A 15106-nucleotide genomic window follows, 5' to 3' on the forward strand; every position below is an offset into this window, starting at 1 on the left:
TTCTTAGAGAAGCAATCTCTGATCAAATTATAAATCAATCTACTGAATCTAAGATTGAGCAAGAAATAGTTAGTTTTAAGACGACAATTATTGAGTTCGAAGATAGTAAAGAAATAGAAAAGGAACAAAATTTAATACAGGAGGTTGATAGTCACTTAGTAGATTTTGATTTTGAATTAGATGAAGATTTATCTTTTGATGCGGGATGGGCTTTAGATACGTCTGATCACTGGTGTAGTGATGAAGAAATCGAGGTTCCTGAGAATGACTTAGCTTGCTTGGTGGAAGCTGAAACAATTTATAATAAAATAGTTAATCATCAAATTCTTGATATAGATACGATTGATTGGTCAGATATTGAAATTGATCTACCTGTTAGTCAACAAAGAATAATAAATATAAAAGACGAATTTTCTCATTTATATTATTTGTTAATTCAAAGTACCATTAAAGGAATGGTTTCATATAGCCAAGTATTACAAGCTATTAAGATTGATATTGGTGAGACATATATAGATACAGTACTGCCTGTCATTCTAAATTTGTTTGGTGATTTGGGTGTTTTGATAGAAGACTTTAAGCCGTTCGAAGCTAATTATGAAGATGATGGTATTAATCCATCAGAAAGCCTTATTGAAGATAGTTTAATTAACTTGAATTATGAACTGGAAGGCGATCTTTTCTCATTAAATATTTATTTTTCACAAATCCAAAAATTTGAATTAATTGATCGAGATGAGGAGGAAAGAATTGGCTTGCAAATGAATATTGCTTTGTTGGTCCTTGCCAAAAATATTGCTAATTTACCTACTCATTATTGGTCAATAGTAGTTGATATATTTGAGAATTACTCTACTAAAGGAGAAAATCAACTGTTTGTTGAAGAAAGTGAAGTTGATGAGGAAACAAGTGTTAGTGATGAAATTAAAAATAATGAAATATGTGAAATTGATAACGGAAATAGTTTAGAAATAAGAGAAAATAATGAGAATTTAAACTTCTGGGATATTGTAATTCAGCTAAGAATTAATAATAAATTTTATGAAAGTAATCAATATATTCCACGTCCTAAAATTAAAGATTTAGACAAATTATTAAAAATTGCAGAAAAAGATTTTATTGATATCGATGCTAAAGAAATTATTCATCCTATTACCAAGTATAAAAAAGCTCGTGAAAAACTAATTAAGGCAAATTTCAGGTTAGTAAACTATTTTGCAAAAAAATATGTGTTATCAGGTGTGCCATTAGAGGACCTTATTCAGGAAGGTAATATAGGGCTATTAACAGCAGTTGATCGTTATGATTATCAATTTGGTTATAAATTTTCAACTTATGCAACTTGGTGGATAAAACAATCAATTACTAGAGCGATAGCTAATACTAATCGCTTGATTCGATTACCTGTACATATGTATGAATTAGTTAGTTCTATTGAAATCGCAAGGAAGTCTCTGGAAGACGAAGGTATACCAGTTACTATTTCATCACTGGCACATAAAGCCGGATGCTCAGAGCTGAATGTTAGAAAGGCAATAAGTGCTAATAATTCAGTAGTATTTTTTGATGATGTCTCATATTTAGAGAATGAAATAATTAGCCCATTTTCGGGTCCTGAAGAGGTGATCTTGGCAGCTGACTTAAGAAGAGCAATTTATAGACAGTTGGCTGAATTAGATGAGCGGCCAGCAAAAATTTTGGAACTCAGATTTGGTCTTAAAGATGATAATGATCTTACTCTCGAAGAGGTGGGTAGCCAATTTAATGTTACCCGAGAGCGTATCAGACAAATTGAAGCAAAAGCTTTAAAAAAATTAAGACATATTTCACGTTCTGAATATTTGGAACCTTTTATTACGTTTATAAAAGAAGACTTGAAAGAAGAAGAGAGTACGAAGGAAGGAAGTAATGCATAGCCATATTAAATCTCGTAATGCCCCCCCACAAGCAAGTGCAATGATCGAAGCTTTAAGAGGGTTGGGCTATAACACAGCGACTGCATTGGCTGACATTATTGATAACAGTATTAGTGCTGATGCAAATCATATTGATTTACTTTTTAACTGGGATGGTCAAAAGAGTCGAGTCATTGTTTGGGACAATGGTAATGGCATGAGTGCTGAAGAAATTGATAAAGCAATGAGATTAGGGGGGAGAAGTCCATTAGAACAAAGGGATGCCAAGGATCTGGGTCGTTTTGGTTTGGGGCTTAAGACTGCTTCATTTTCTCAATGTAGAAAATTGACTGTAATATCTTGTGGCAAGGATGGAACCCATAGTCTCAGATGGGATTTAGATGTCTTAGCCCGTCAACAGGATGGGGTGTGGCATTTATTGGAAGGCCCGTTTCCAGAGCTTGAGGATTTAACTAAAGATCTAAATCATGCTGGTCACGGAACAATGGTAATTTGGGAGGAGCTAGATAGAATTGTATCTTCAAAATTTACCGTTGATGACTGGTTGAATCTTATAGATCAGATCGAATCTCATTTATCTATGGTCTTTCACCGCTATCTGGAAATAAAAGAAAAACTTACTATCCGGATAAATGGAAAAGCAATTAAACCTTGGGACCCTTTTTTTTCAGGACATCCATCAAAACCATGGAATTCACCAGTTCAGCCTTTTAAAAATACGCAGATTGAAATTGAATGTCATGTATTACCCCATAAGGATCGTCTAACTGCACAAGAGTTGAAAATAGCTGAAGGACCAAATGGGTGGATAGCTCAACAGGGTTTCTATGTTTATCGTAATGAACGATTAATAGTGGCAGGTAGCTGGTTAGGTCTTAAATCTTCTGATTCCCAAAGAAAAGCATGGGTCAAGGATGAAATCCATAAACTTGCAAGAATAAGGCTTGATATCCCAAATACAATGGATAAAGAGTGGGAAATTGATATTCGAAAAGCTGTTGCACGACCACCAGTATATTTACGGAAATGGTTGGCCAGTCATGCTGAAAATACAAGAAATAGGGCGCGCAAGGTTTTTATTAACCGTGGACAAATTACTCAAACTACGATTGATAAGACCGAAGTCAAGCAAGCATGGAAGGCCGAACATTCAAAAAATGGGATGAGATATAAAATAGATTTGGATCATCCGGTTATTAATTCCGTATTAAATAAATCTGAGAATTTACTTCCAGAATTAAAACTTATGTTAAGAGTTATCGAGGAGACTGTACCAGTTCAAAGAATTTGGTTAGATACTGCAGAAAATAAAGAAGCACCATTAACAGGATTTTCTGGAGAATCATCAGAAGCAATTTTAGATATTCTAAAAACCTTATACCAAAACATGGTGGAAATTAAAGGAATATCCCCGGAAGAAGCAAAAATTAGCCTCCGAACAACCGAACCATTTAATAAATATCCAAATCTAATTTCAACTTTATAAGAGTAATATTTTTAGAGAAATATTTTATGTCAAAAATATCTAAAGAAAATGAACAGCAGGTTATTCAGATTGTTCAAACTCTTTTACTTAATGTACAAGACAAATCTTTGATTACCACACAAATTTTAAATGAAAAAATAAATTTAGCTGTTTCATTAGATACTAAATACAAAGAAAATCTGGATAGAGATTACATTATAGAAGAGCTTATAAGGCGTTATAGTGTATGGATTGGGAAAAATAATATATTAGTTAATGATAATGGGCATATTCCTTGGTTGACGAATGAAAGAAAGAAAGAATGGAAATATTGGCAACGGTATAAAGAATGGCAAGATAAGAAATTGCCATGGATCGCGTTAAAAGCTCTGGATGATTCTACAGATACTATTTTAGGTTTACTTGAGGACCCTGAAAGAACTGATCCTTGGGATAGACGAGGATTAGTGGTTGGTCATGTGCAATCAGGTAAGACGGGGAATTTTACTGGATTAATATGTAAAGCAGCTGATGCAGGTTATAAGATTATTATTGTCTTAGCTGGAATGCATAATAACCTGCGGGCTCAAACCCAAATGCGTTTAGATGAAGGTTTCTTGGGTTATGAAACACATCCTGATCCAGATAAAATTAGAATTATTGGAGTTGGAAATATTGATTCTGGAGTTGCAAGACCTAATTATGTGACGAATAGAACTGAAAAAGGGGATTTTAATAATAAACTGGCAAATGGTACTGGTATTAGCCCAGAGCAACGCCCATGGTTATTTGTTGTTAAAAAAAATAAAACAGTCTTAAAGCGACTGCATAAATGGATTCATGATCATGTCGCAAATACAACTGATCAAGAAACAAAACGAAAAATTGTCACAAATCTTCCCCTTCTTATCATTGATGACGAAGCTGACCATGCTTCGGTTGATACAGGCGAACAGATATTTAATGATTCTGGTATTCCTGATGAAGATTATCAGCCAAAAGCGATTAATAGTCTCATAAGACAAATACTTCATTTATTCACACGAAAAGCATATGTGGGATATACAGCTACACCATTTGCTAATATCTATATTCATGAACACGCGGAAACAAAGCTTGAAGGAAAAGATCTCTTTCCAGAATCATTTATTTTGAATCTGGCTGCCCCCTCAAACTATATTGGCCCTTCTAGAGTATTTGGGATTAATGAAGGCACCGATATAAGAAAAGATCAGCTACCAATAATTCATGAGGTAGATGATCATAATTCTGATGATGGATTAACTGGATGGATGCCAATAAAGCATAAAAGTGATCATAAACCTTATCATGAATCAGAATTTGGTATTCCTTTATCTCTTGTAAAAGCAATAGATACATTTGTCATTGCTTGCGTAGTTCGGCAAGTACGTAAACAAGGCGATGAGCATACATCAATGCTAATTCATGTAACTCGTTTTAATGCCGTTCAAAAAGAAGTATTTGAGAAAGTAGATGAATATGTAAAAAAAATAAGTCAGAGACTAATTAGAAAAATTGAGAATCAGGAGATATTATCTAGGTTTAAAGAACTTTGGGAAAGTGATTTCATTCCTACCAATATAACAATGAATGAAGAAGTACCTGATTTGTGTTCTGAATCTTTGCCCACTTGGGAGACAATAGAACAGATTCTGCCAGAGGTGATCGAACAAATAAATGTACGGATGATCAATGGAACAGCAAAAGATGCTCTTGATTATGCAGATAGTGCAGAGGGATTAAAAGTCATTGCTATTGGTGGTGATAAGTTAGCACGTGGTCTAACTCTGGAGGGATTATGTGTTAGTTATTTTTTACGTGCATCTAGAATGTATGACACATTAATGCAAATGGGAAGATGGTTTGGGTATCGTGGAGGATATCTTGATCTCTGTCGACTTTATACTCCTTCTGAATTAGTTGAATGGTTTGAACATATTGCAGATGCCTCTTTAGAATTGAGAGAAGAATTCAATCTTATGGTAGATAGTGGAGGTACACCACGAGATTATGGACTAAAAGTGCAGTCACATCCTGTATTAATGGTTACGTCCCCCCTAAAAATGAGAACTGCAAAGTCTTTATATTTATCATTTAGTGGAACTGTAAGTGAAACAGTAAGCTTTATGAAAGATGAGAAAATTCTAAAAAATAATTTTGAAGCTTTAAGTTACCTGATCAGCACCTTGGGGAAACCATCTAAAACTCCTATGCGGCTCCGTAATAATCCTCCAGATAATAAATCGACTTCTAATAATTATTATTGGGAAAACGTTGAGCATATACATATTCTCGATTTCCTTGATCATTATAAAACTCATCCAGAATCTCTCAAAGCTAACAGTAAAATGTTAAAAAAATTTATTGAAAGCATGGCTGAACAGGGAGAGTTAAAATCATGGAATATTGCATTAATGGGAGGAAGTATTACACGTTCACCTATACAATTATCGGATTCAATTATAGTAAAAAAAGCTGAACGTAAAAGTAACGGGAAGCATGAGGATAGATATGCAATCCGTAGGTTATTATCACCTAGTGATGAAGCATTGGATTTGAACCCAGATGAATGGGCTGAAGCATTGGAAATTGCTTCCCAACACAAAGAAGAGGGAGCTGAAAAAAATAATAATTATCCTAGTGGAATTAGTTGTCGTCTTGTTCGTGGTAAAAATAGACCAGAAACAGGTTTATTAATTATATATTTGCCAGAAGACTCTAAACTTTCTGAGGTGAAAGAAATACCTTATGTAGGTTTTGCATGCAGTTTTCCTTACAGTAATTTAGATAAAAAAGTTGAATATAAAGTAAACAATATTGAATGGGAGAACCTCTATGGGGCTGCAAATTGATCAACAACAGATATTAGTAGCTTGGAAAGCTTTATCTTCAACAGATAATCAGGAGGGATGGGTTACTTTTCCTCTATATAAACATAATAATTGGTCTTTGTTGGCAAGTTACAATCTTTTAAAACGTGAGGAAGCAATTTTTCTGGATATCAATTACTCCCAGATTCTCGAATCAAGGATTACCTTACCTATAGCTCAAGGTTTTAGGGTACAAAGGTTTAATGAGGCGGCAAGAAAAGGTTTTGCTCTTGTACGGCAAGTAGATGGTGATCTGGACTTATTCACAAAGATGATTGTGGATGTATGTAACACAATAATCCAATATCAGGACTTGAATGAAAATAAACTAGTTTCTGTATTTATTAATAGAATTTATGCTTGGCTTTCTTTTATGTCGAAAGGGGAGCGAGAGCTCTCTCAGGAGGCGGAATTAGGTTTAATAGGGGAGTTAGAGGTAATATTGAGTTTAATTTCCTTAAATCTACCTATCTCAGAAGTATTAAATGCTTGGAAAGGGCCTCTGGATGGCCTAAAAGACTTTGAAATGGGTTCTGGTGCTATAGAAACTAAAAGTACATTATCAAATCAAGGTTTTGTTGCAAAAATTAATTCACTCGAACAATTAGATGATAGTGAGAAATCACCACTATTTTTAAATGGCTATCGTTTTTCTCTAAATTCAGTAGGTAAAACATTAACTGAACGAATTAATTTAATTCGTGAGCAGTTAAATGATTATCCAGCTGAACTTTCTAGGTTTAATAACCTTTTGTTGAGAATTGGATATCTGGAAAGTGAGAAAGAAAACTATATCCGTAAATTTAAAACTGAAAACTCGTTTTTTTGGTTGGTTGATGAAAATTTTCCACGATTAGTACCTGGGAATATCGCTGTAAATATAAGACATGCTAAATATGAAATAGATTTAACACCCTTTATAAACCAGTCTATTGATTTAAGTTTAGTTCTTCAGAAATTAGGAATTGGAAATTGTGGAATTAATTGATTTTTTAAAAAATATTCAGAGTGATGTACAAACTGAAATATCTACACGAACTGAAGAATCAGATCAACAAGGTTTATATGCAGAAGTTATATTTACTGAAATTGTTACTCAGCACATGTCAGAGATTGGTATGACATTCGAGCCTGAGATGTGTCGTTATTATGCAAATATACAAGGTATACTCCGTTTAAGTGGCTTTGCAATATCTGAAGAAGCCGATCAATTAGATCTATATGTTACTGAATATAGTGGCAATAACGAATTAGAAAATATTCCTGACTCAGAAATTAAAGCAGCAGCAGAACGCTGTTTGAGATTTCTCAAATACTGTGTTGAAAAAAAGCTATCTTCAAAAATGGATGAGTCTCATGAAGCATACCCATTAGTTCGTACGATAGAAGATGGTTATTCTCAATTTGAACAGATACGGATTTATGTATTAACAGACAGAGTGGCAAAAACTCGTCAATTTCAAAGTAGAGAAATACAAGGTAAAACAATAAAACTTGAAGTTATTGATATATCAAGGCTATTTAATCACCTACAAGAAGGTAAACCTAGGGATGAACTCATTGTGAATTTTGAACATGTTTCTGGTAGCCCACTTCCATGTGTGTGGGTTCCAAATGAGCATGGAGAGTATGATTATGCAATGACTGTAATTCCTGGAGAGGCTTTAAGATATGTATATGAAAAATATGGTCCACGTATTCTAGAGGCAAACGTTAGATCTTTTTTAAGTCAGACAGGAAAAGTAAATAAAGGTATCCGTGATACTTTAATTGATCAGCCAGAACGTTTCATGGCTTACAACAATGGCGTGGTAATTATCGCAGATGAAGCACATTTAGGCAGATTAGAAAACGGTGGAATTGGTATCTCTTGGTTAAAGGGAATGCAAATCGTAAATGGAGGACAAACAACAGCTTCCATGTTCTTTACCAAGAAAAAAAATCCAGCAGTTAACCTGAAAGCTGTGCATGTACCTGCGAAAATCATTGTTTTAAGAAAAACAGACCCTCTGGAAGAAGAGCAACTGATTTCAGATATTTCACGCTATGCGAATAGCCAAAATGCAGTCAAGCAATCGGATCTTTCAGCGAATAAACCTTATCATATTAATCTTGAAAAGTTAGCACTATCAACTTATTGCCCTGATGGTGTAAGCCGATGGTTCTATGAAAGAGCTGGGGGAAGCTATAAAGTAATGCTTGAGCGTGAGGGCAAAACTCCTGCTGGCATTAAACGTATACAGGAACTTATACCTACCAGCAGAAAAATTACTAAAACTGAATTAGCCAAATATGTTTGTGCATGGGAGCAAAAGCCTGATCTGGTGAGTTTAGGAGGGCAAAAGAACTTTACTGCATTTATGAATATGATTCAGTCGACCGATGAGGATAAGCAGTTACAATTTGATGTCATCTATTATAAAAATATTATTGCACAAACCATCATATTCAAAACTGCACAGAAAGTTATCAGGTCAAAATTTCCTGCTTTCCAAGCTAATATAACTGCATATACAGTGGCAATTTTATCTCAAAAAATCGGAAGTCGTGTTAACCTTCAAAAAATCTGGTTAAATCAAAAACTTTCTGAAGGACTTGTTAAACAGATTCTGATTTGGTCAGAGGAAGTTAATAAATACCTGCATGAAAGTGCCAAAGGGAAAATGATTTCTGAATGGGCAAAAAAAAATGAATGTTGGGAATTATTATCGCAATATGAATATTTAGAAAATGATCCTGACATTGAGGAGCTAAAGTAACCTAATTTTAATAGTTAAAATTAAATTCTTTAGGTCTCTTTTTGACTATCTTTGTGAGATGAATGTAGAAAATTATGGAATATTGATTTTAAAGAGTCGGAAATTAAATACTATTTCATCTCATTAATTCCTTGTAGTTGCCTTCATAAATATTGTCTCTAATTCGAGAATTATATTAATGCCCTAGAAAATTAATAAAAACAGCTTCTAAAATCTTAGAAGCTGTAATCAACTTTTCTGCTAGATTGAAATAAATGGGTTTATGAAATTTATTTGTATGCTTAAGGTTAACAGTTCAAGGGCTTTGTTGTACAAAGCTACCCCTATATTTTATTGAGATAATTGGCTTAAGCAAACAGTTTAGCTATCCATTTATTCTTCGGTCATCCCAATAACACGGCACTACAGTCAAATTATTTTCATGCAACCGTGACCATAATCGGACACCTAAATCCCGCTGTATATTTTGTAATGTGAAATTGGAAATTAGCAGCGTCGACTTCATGTTGTCGTAACGGCTATATAAGATCTTATGCACCATCTCCAAACGTTTCTCATGCCGGTCATGCAGGCCATATTCATCAATCACCAATAAATCAAAACTGGAGAAATGTTCGATAACTTCCTTTTCAGAGAGTGAAGCATCTGACCATGTGTCCATCATTTTTTGAGCAATTTCTGCACTGGTATAGTAGCGTGCAGATTTTGTACTGTTATGCAGAATGTTGCGAATAATTGATGCACTCAGATGGGTTTTACCTGTACCCGGTGTACCAATCATCAACATGTTCGGGTTTTGGTCAGAAATAATCTGTTGTGCAAAGGCCTGACATAGCTTGATGGTATTGTCTTGAGCAGGGCATGCAACTACAAAATTCTTGAAGCCACGGTCCAGATAGCGTTTATTGAGCCCTGAGTTTTTGATTTTCTGTTGTAGCAATCGCTGTTGCAGTTCATCCTCATAGGCTGCATTTGAGTGATGGACGGTTTCTTTGGCACACAATTTACAGAGCCTGTGACCTGCAATTTCCATCAAGGGTATATGATGGGTAGCGCAAAGTGTTTCCGTTGTTTCTGCGCGAAACTGGAGTGTTTTAAGCATGGTATTCATGACTGATCTCCTAAATCCACTTTGAATTTTCTAAAAAATTCTCATTTTTTTCTTCAAAATTTGAAGATGAAGATGAAGATGAAGATGAAGATGAAGGGCATGATTCAAGCATGACTTGAGTAATACTCGGGCTCTTCTCAAGAGCTGCTTGAGCATTTACTTTTCGTTGCTTGGTTGATGCTTGAGCATTACTTGCGGATTTACCCCAACGTGCTTGAGCTGCATTTTTAGCTTTATCAGATTTCATTTGCTGATTTTGCAATGCTTGGCTTTTTAAACTGGTTAAAAAATTTGAATGAATCTGCTCAGATTCGACTTCAAACAATTCCAGGGCTATCAGCGTATTTAACAAAGTTTTAGCCTTGGTGTGCTGCGGTAATTTCGTGATGCTGCATACCGTTGCTAAATCATGAGGAATGGCACCATTTTTCCAGAAATCCATCATTAACAGCAGTGCCGCACCAATTTGTTCTGCTGTCATTCGTGCAAATTTCGCCTGTAGGTCGCCAATATAGAGTGGCATCCAAATTGAAATATCTTTATTCATATGTTGACCTTTTTATAGGTATAAAGGGGCTAAGGTCATCGATTTGATGACCTTTTATGTTTGTTTTATGAGTGAGCGAGACTCATTAAGCGGAGACGGGCCTGTTGAGCCAAGTCATCGTAATGAGCTTGCCCTTCATCTAGCATTCGCTGTAGCCAGAGTCTTAATGCTTGGTGATCATCGAAGCATTTATTGATTTCCAGCAAAAAGGCCAGATTGTGCAGTTTCGGAATGTGTAGCTCATGGATTAATTCACGAGCGACCATATCTGCTTCAGGGCTGACGACCACACCACCAAAGAAAGCTTTACTATTCATGTGCAAGCTCCTCTGTATTTAGTTTTTCCAACATGGCTTCAAATGCACTGCCATCGCGGCGCGTAACATTGGGAATGTAACGGCTATAGACTCGGAATAGCATTTCAGTCGTTGAATGTCCCAATTGACGTGCGATCCATTCCGGATTTTCTCCTGCCGACAACCAAAGAGTTGCTGCTGTATGACGTGTTTGGTAGGCTCTTCTAGACTTCAATCCTAGAAAGCGCAAGATCGGATGCCAGACACGTTTATTCACCAGACGGTAATCGAGAGGTCCACCATCACGATTGCAGAAAACAAACTCTGATTTACCATTATTTAAGCTTTTCTGTTGCAGAAAGGCTTGGTAAACGCGGTCATTCATCTGGATCGTGCGGTCAGAACCATAAGTTTTGGTTGCACCAAGCACACCATTCACTAACGCTTCTCTGATATGGATTTCACGACGCTGTAAGTCGATATTTTTCCATTGCAGACCATCGATTTCACTGGTACGCATACCCGTAAAAAAGCGAATGGTGTAATAGGGGCGGAAGTCTTCACGCACTGTGGTAAGAATTTTATGCACCTCTTCCAAAGAAAAAGGTGTGACTTCAATCTTGCTTTCCTTCAGATTGTTAATATTTTTATAAGGCGACTCAAACTCGTATCGTTCAGCCGCATCATTGAGTATCATACGTAAAGGCGTCATGATTTGATTGATCCTCGATGCTTTCAGACTTGTTTGATCTTTTCCGTGTGTCACTTTGGCGAGAGAGGCACGGAAGTTCAGCAAGTCTGACTTCTTGATTTTCGAGAGAACCTGATTACCAAAAGCAGGAATCAAATAGTTTTTGATCACAATTGAAACCTTTTGCTGGTATGAGGTTCTCCACTCAACTTGTTTCTGCTTAAACCACAATTCAGTAAACTCTTTAAAAAGAGGAACTTTGGTCTGTACAGCAATTTGCTGACTTCTTTTTTCCTTAAACTCCTCAACACGGTTACTTTTTGGAAAGTACTTTTCGTATTCAAAAGTTCCCAAAGTAATTTCAGCTTCAAGCTGTTCGAGACGTTTTTTCAAAATGCGTCGGTTATAAGCATTGTCTTCAAGATTGGTTGTTTCTCTGCAACGAATGCCCATGTAGCGAAAGTCGGCAATCAGTTTGCCACTTCGTTCCCGGATGGTAGCCATCAGTTAAACCTCCTAAGCCTTATTGCAGGGCATCCATGCTTAAACCAGTGAATTTAAGCATTTCAGTTTCAATGCGTTCCCAAACAAAAAGAATTTTGCGGCCACCAAAAGGACGGATGTAGTGAACACCTTCGATAAAGACACTGTCCTTTAGCTGGTTGCGAATAGTACGAGCGTCGTACTGGATTTTTTCAGCCAGTTGCTGGGCTGTGAGATAGGTATATGACATAATAGAGCCTCATATTTTTTACTAGGTAACTAGGAAAAATTATTCCTAAGACATAAATTATCATATTTTTATGTTGTTGCAAGTACTTTTTATGATTTAAGTAGGAAATTTTATGATTATTTCAAACTTGGCAGTTTTATTAGCAGAAAGGAAACTTAAGGTTGCTGATTTGGTAAGAAGTACTGGAATTAATAAATCTACTTTGCACAAACTTTATAATGATGAATCTGTACGGATTGATTTTGAAACCATTGATAAAATTTGTATTGCATTAGATGTGGGAGTGGGTGATTTATTGATTTTTAAGAAAATTGATAATAATCAAAATGATAATGACTAGTTTGGTCACAAATGGTCACATCAAAAAGTGAAATGGTCACAAATTATTGAACGATTGGTAAAAAAATACTGTACTTTGAAAAGAGTTTGGTGTTTTTTACAGCCAAAAAAGCTCTGAGGGGGCTAAAAAGTAGTGATGAAATGAGAGCATTTGAGATCAATTAAGAGCATTTTTATAGTTATGGGCACGCTATGGTCACATCTTGGTCACAAAATACAAATTACATTAAGAATATTTTTTATTGACTCGAATAACAAAGGAACGGGGAATTTTAAAAAATATAATAAAATCAACAAGAAAAAAGCCCTAATCTTTCGACTAGGGCCTTTTAAATTTGGAGCGGGAAACGAGACTCGAACTCGCGACCCCAACCTTGGCAAGGTTATGCTCTACCAACTGAGCTATTCCCGCTAATTGAGCAGTTTTTACGAAAACTTACACTAAAAAATTTGAGCGGGAAAGGAGACTCGAACTCCCGACCCCAACCTTGGCAAGGTTATGCTCTACCAACTGAGCTATTCCCGCATGCCGTGTATAATACATTATGCAAAAATAGGGTCAATAATTTTATGCAAAGAAATTGATTATTTGCATAAAATTAAAGCATTTTCATGCAAAAAAAGCATGGGGAAGCAAATTTTTGTACAAAAGTTTCCCTCAGATTGCGCTCATGTATACTAATAAGCTATCTCAATCTGACCTTACAGAGTGACTGATGAACTTAGAACAACAGTTGATTGAACATTTAAACACGCTTGCACCTACCCATCTTGAAGTGATCAATGAGTCGGCAGGGCATGGCGGATATTTCCCAGGTAAAGAATCACACTTTAAAGTCATCGTGGTAAGTGATGAATTTCAAGGATTACGTTTAGTACAACGTCATCAAAAAATTTATGCTGTTGCAGCAGAGTTGATGAGTCCCGGTCGAATCCATGCACTTGCGATTCATGCTTATGTACCGAGTGAATGGCAAGGTCAAGCACCTGCCAGCCCTGAATGTGCACATGCACCAAAAGGCTAAGGATCAATGATGGATATTCATTTACTCACTAAAATTGTGCATATGTCCGCAGTGAGCTTATTGATCATTGCTTTTGTATTACGTGGTTCAACACTCTTTGTTGGTGTACAAGATCAACAACCCAATCCAAAAGCACGTAAAGGCTTGGTGGGATTACAACATCTATCTTTGACCTTAATTATTGTGACGGGTGCGGTTTTACTGTTCATGAATAATTTTGAGGTGCAGCCTTGGTTCTATGCCAAAGTGATTTTATTTTTTGTGTTGTGGTCGTCTTTGATCAAAACCTATAAAAAGGGCAGCAGCATTTTATTGGAACAACGCCGTGCAGGATTACTCATCGGGACGGTGGCGATGGTGGGGATTCTTGGTTTGGTGATGATTAAGCCTGTTTTTGCCTGATTGTTCGACACATTGTTTGAGTAATTGTTTTGTCACTAGGTTAAACTGCGTGCAGTTTACAAAAATATTATAGAGGGAAATCATGTTAACGCGTGTGGTGTTTAACCAAAAAGGTGGTGTGGGGAAATCAAGTATTACGGTCAATCTCGCTGCGATTAGTGCGAAACAGGGATTTAGAACCTTGGTGATTGACCTTGATCCACAAGCGAATTCAAGCCAATACCTTTTAGGTGAAGATGCAACCTATTCTGCGGATAAAGCAGCTTTAGAGCCAAACATTGAAAACTTCTTTGATGATATTTTAGGTAGTACGCAGCAAAAGGGCTTGATCGGCAATGCGATTGGTTCAATCCTGAAAGCACCACGTGGCAAAGGTTTGGACAGCTATGTCCACCGTTCTTCTTTTGACAATCTGGATGTGATTCCAGCAAGCCCAAGCCTAGGCGCATTGGAGCATGCACTGGAAAGTAAGCACAAAATTTATAAATTACGTGATTCGATCCAGTCTCTCAGTGCGCGCTATGACCGCATCTTTATTGATACGCCACCCGCGTTTAACTTCTTCACTTTATCTGCATTAATTTCAGCAGATCGCGTGCTGATTCCATTTGATTGTGACGTGTTTTCAAAACGTGCGTTACAAACTTTGATTGAAAATGTGCTCGAAACCCAAGATGATCATAATGATCGCTTGGAGATTGAGGGAATTGTGGTCAATCAGTTCCAATCTCAGGCAAAATTACCTCGTGAAGTGGTTCAACAGTTAAAAGATGAAGGTTTGCCTGTGCTGGATAGCATGTTGCCGCCATCGATCTTGATGAAAGAATCACATCAAAAGAATTTACCCTTGATTCATTTGGCATCTGACCATAAATTGACCGTCGCTTATGTGACCCTGTTCAATGAGATTGAATCAAAGAAATAAGAGAAT

14 protein-coding genes and 2 tRNA genes are annotated in these 15106 nt (G+C 36.2%); 9 read left to right on the plus strand and 7 right to left on the minus strand.

Annotation, left to right across the window (positions count from 1 at the left end):
* From WA352_RS17350 to mzaE, 5 genes are all read left to right on the plus strand, one after another.
* A partial coding sequence (locus tag WA352_RS17350; protein ID WP_336143447.1) for a sigma-70 family RNA polymerase sigma factor occupies window positions 1-1916 on the plus strand: 1916 nt, incomplete at its 5' end.
* Entirely contained in the window at window positions 1909-3402 is a 1494-nt protein-coding gene (locus WA352_RS17355; RefSeq protein WP_000555597.1) for an ATP-binding protein, read from the plus strand. The genes WA352_RS17350 and WA352_RS17355, both read left to right, overlap by 8 nt.
* Before the next feature lie 26 nt (window positions 3403-3428).
* The gene (locus WA352_RS17360) at window positions 3429-6254 is read left to right on the plus strand and encodes a Z1 domain-containing protein (RefSeq protein WP_016164858.1); all 2826 of its coding nucleotides are present in this window, start codon (window positions 3429-3431) and stop codon (window positions 6252-6254) included.
* On the plus strand, window positions 6238-7260 hold the full coding sequence (locus WA352_RS17365) for a PD-(D/E)XK motif protein (RefSeq protein WP_000524156.1): 1023 nt from the start codon (window positions 6238-6240) through the stop codon (window positions 7258-7260). The genes WA352_RS17360 and WA352_RS17365 overlap by 17 nt, the downstream gene beginning before the upstream one ends.
* Window positions 7247-9031 (plus strand): MZA anti-phage system associated AIPR family protein MzaE, encoded by a 1785-nt coding sequence (mzaE, locus tag WA352_RS17370; RefSeq protein WP_000419013.1) that lies wholly within the window; start codon window positions 7247-7249, stop codon window positions 9029-9031. Before WA352_RS17365 ends, mzaE begins: the two co-directional genes overlap by 14 nt.
* A 364-nt stretch (window positions 9032-9395) precedes the next feature.
* Here mzaE and WA352_RS17375 read toward each other — a convergent pair whose 3' ends face one another.
* The 5 genes from WA352_RS17375 to WA352_RS17395 form a co-directional block, all read right to left on the minus strand.
* Window positions 9396-10142 carry an ATP-binding protein gene (locus WA352_RS17375; RefSeq protein WP_001095014.1) on the minus strand — a complete coding sequence of 249 codons (747 nt, stop codon included), beginning with the start codon at window positions 10140-10142 and terminating at the stop codon, window positions 9396-9398.
* A gap of 10 nt (window positions 10143-10152) precedes the next feature.
* Window positions 10153-10689 (minus strand): DUF1376 domain-containing protein, encoded by a 537-nt coding sequence (locus WA352_RS17380; RefSeq protein ID WP_001030640.1) that lies wholly within the window; start codon window positions 10687-10689, stop codon window positions 10153-10155.
* A gap of 65 nt (window positions 10690-10754) precedes the next feature.
* Window positions 10755-11006: a hypothetical protein gene (locus tag WA352_RS17385; RefSeq protein WP_001084945.1), complete on the minus strand. Its 252-nt coding sequence runs from the start codon at window positions 11004-11006 to the stop codon at window positions 10755-10757.
* Complete coding sequence (locus WA352_RS17390; RefSeq protein ID WP_000201379.1) at window positions 10999-12180, minus strand: site-specific integrase; 1182 nt, start codon at window positions 12178-12180, stop codon at window positions 10999-11001. Before WA352_RS17390 ends, WA352_RS17385 begins: the two co-directional genes overlap by 8 nt.
* Before the next feature lie 19 nt (window positions 12181-12199).
* Window positions 12200-12409 (minus strand): hypothetical protein, encoded by a 210-nt coding sequence (locus WA352_RS17395; protein ID WP_000122748.1) that lies wholly within the window; start codon window positions 12407-12409, stop codon window positions 12200-12202.
* Window positions 12410-12521: 112 nt separating this feature from the next.
* On the opposite strand from WA352_RS17395, the gene WA352_RS17400 reads away from it, so the two are divergent.
* Window positions 12522-12749, plus strand: a complete 228-nt coding sequence (locus tag WA352_RS17400) for a helix-turn-helix domain-containing protein (protein WP_000587224.1) — start codon at window positions 12522-12524, stop codon at window positions 12747-12749.
* A 335-nt stretch (window positions 12750-13084) separates the two neighbouring features.
* Here the strand turns inward: WA352_RS17400 and WA352_RS17405 are convergent.
* A tRNA-Gly gene (locus WA352_RS17405) sits at window positions 13085-13160 on the minus strand.
* A 41-nt stretch (window positions 13161-13201) separates the two neighbouring features.
* A tRNA-Gly gene (locus WA352_RS17410) sits at window positions 13202-13274 on the minus strand.
* Between the two features lie 190 nt (window positions 13275-13464).
* Between WA352_RS17410 and WA352_RS17415 the strand changes: the two genes are divergently transcribed.
* From WA352_RS17415 to WA352_RS17425, 3 genes are all read left to right on the plus strand, one after another.
* Complete coding sequence (locus WA352_RS17415) at window positions 13465-13773, plus strand: BolA family protein (protein ID WP_005319777.1); 309 nt, start codon at window positions 13465-13467, stop codon at window positions 13771-13773.
* 9 nt (window positions 13774-13782) lie between these two features.
* Window positions 13783-14175: a SirB2 family protein gene (locus WA352_RS17420; RefSeq protein ID WP_005186574.1), complete on the plus strand. Its 393-nt coding sequence runs from the start codon at window positions 13783-13785 to the stop codon at window positions 14173-14175.
* Between the two features lie 82 nt (window positions 14176-14257).
* Entirely contained in the window at window positions 14258-15100 is an 843-nt protein-coding gene (locus WA352_RS17425) for a ParA family protein (protein ID WP_004801912.1), read from the plus strand.
* Window positions 15101-15106: the final 6 nt, after the last annotated feature.

The organism is Acinetobacter sp. 102 (genome assembly GCF_037028485.1).
Lineage (GTDB): Bacteria > Pseudomonadota > Gammaproteobacteria > Pseudomonadales > Moraxellaceae > Acinetobacter > Acinetobacter higginsii.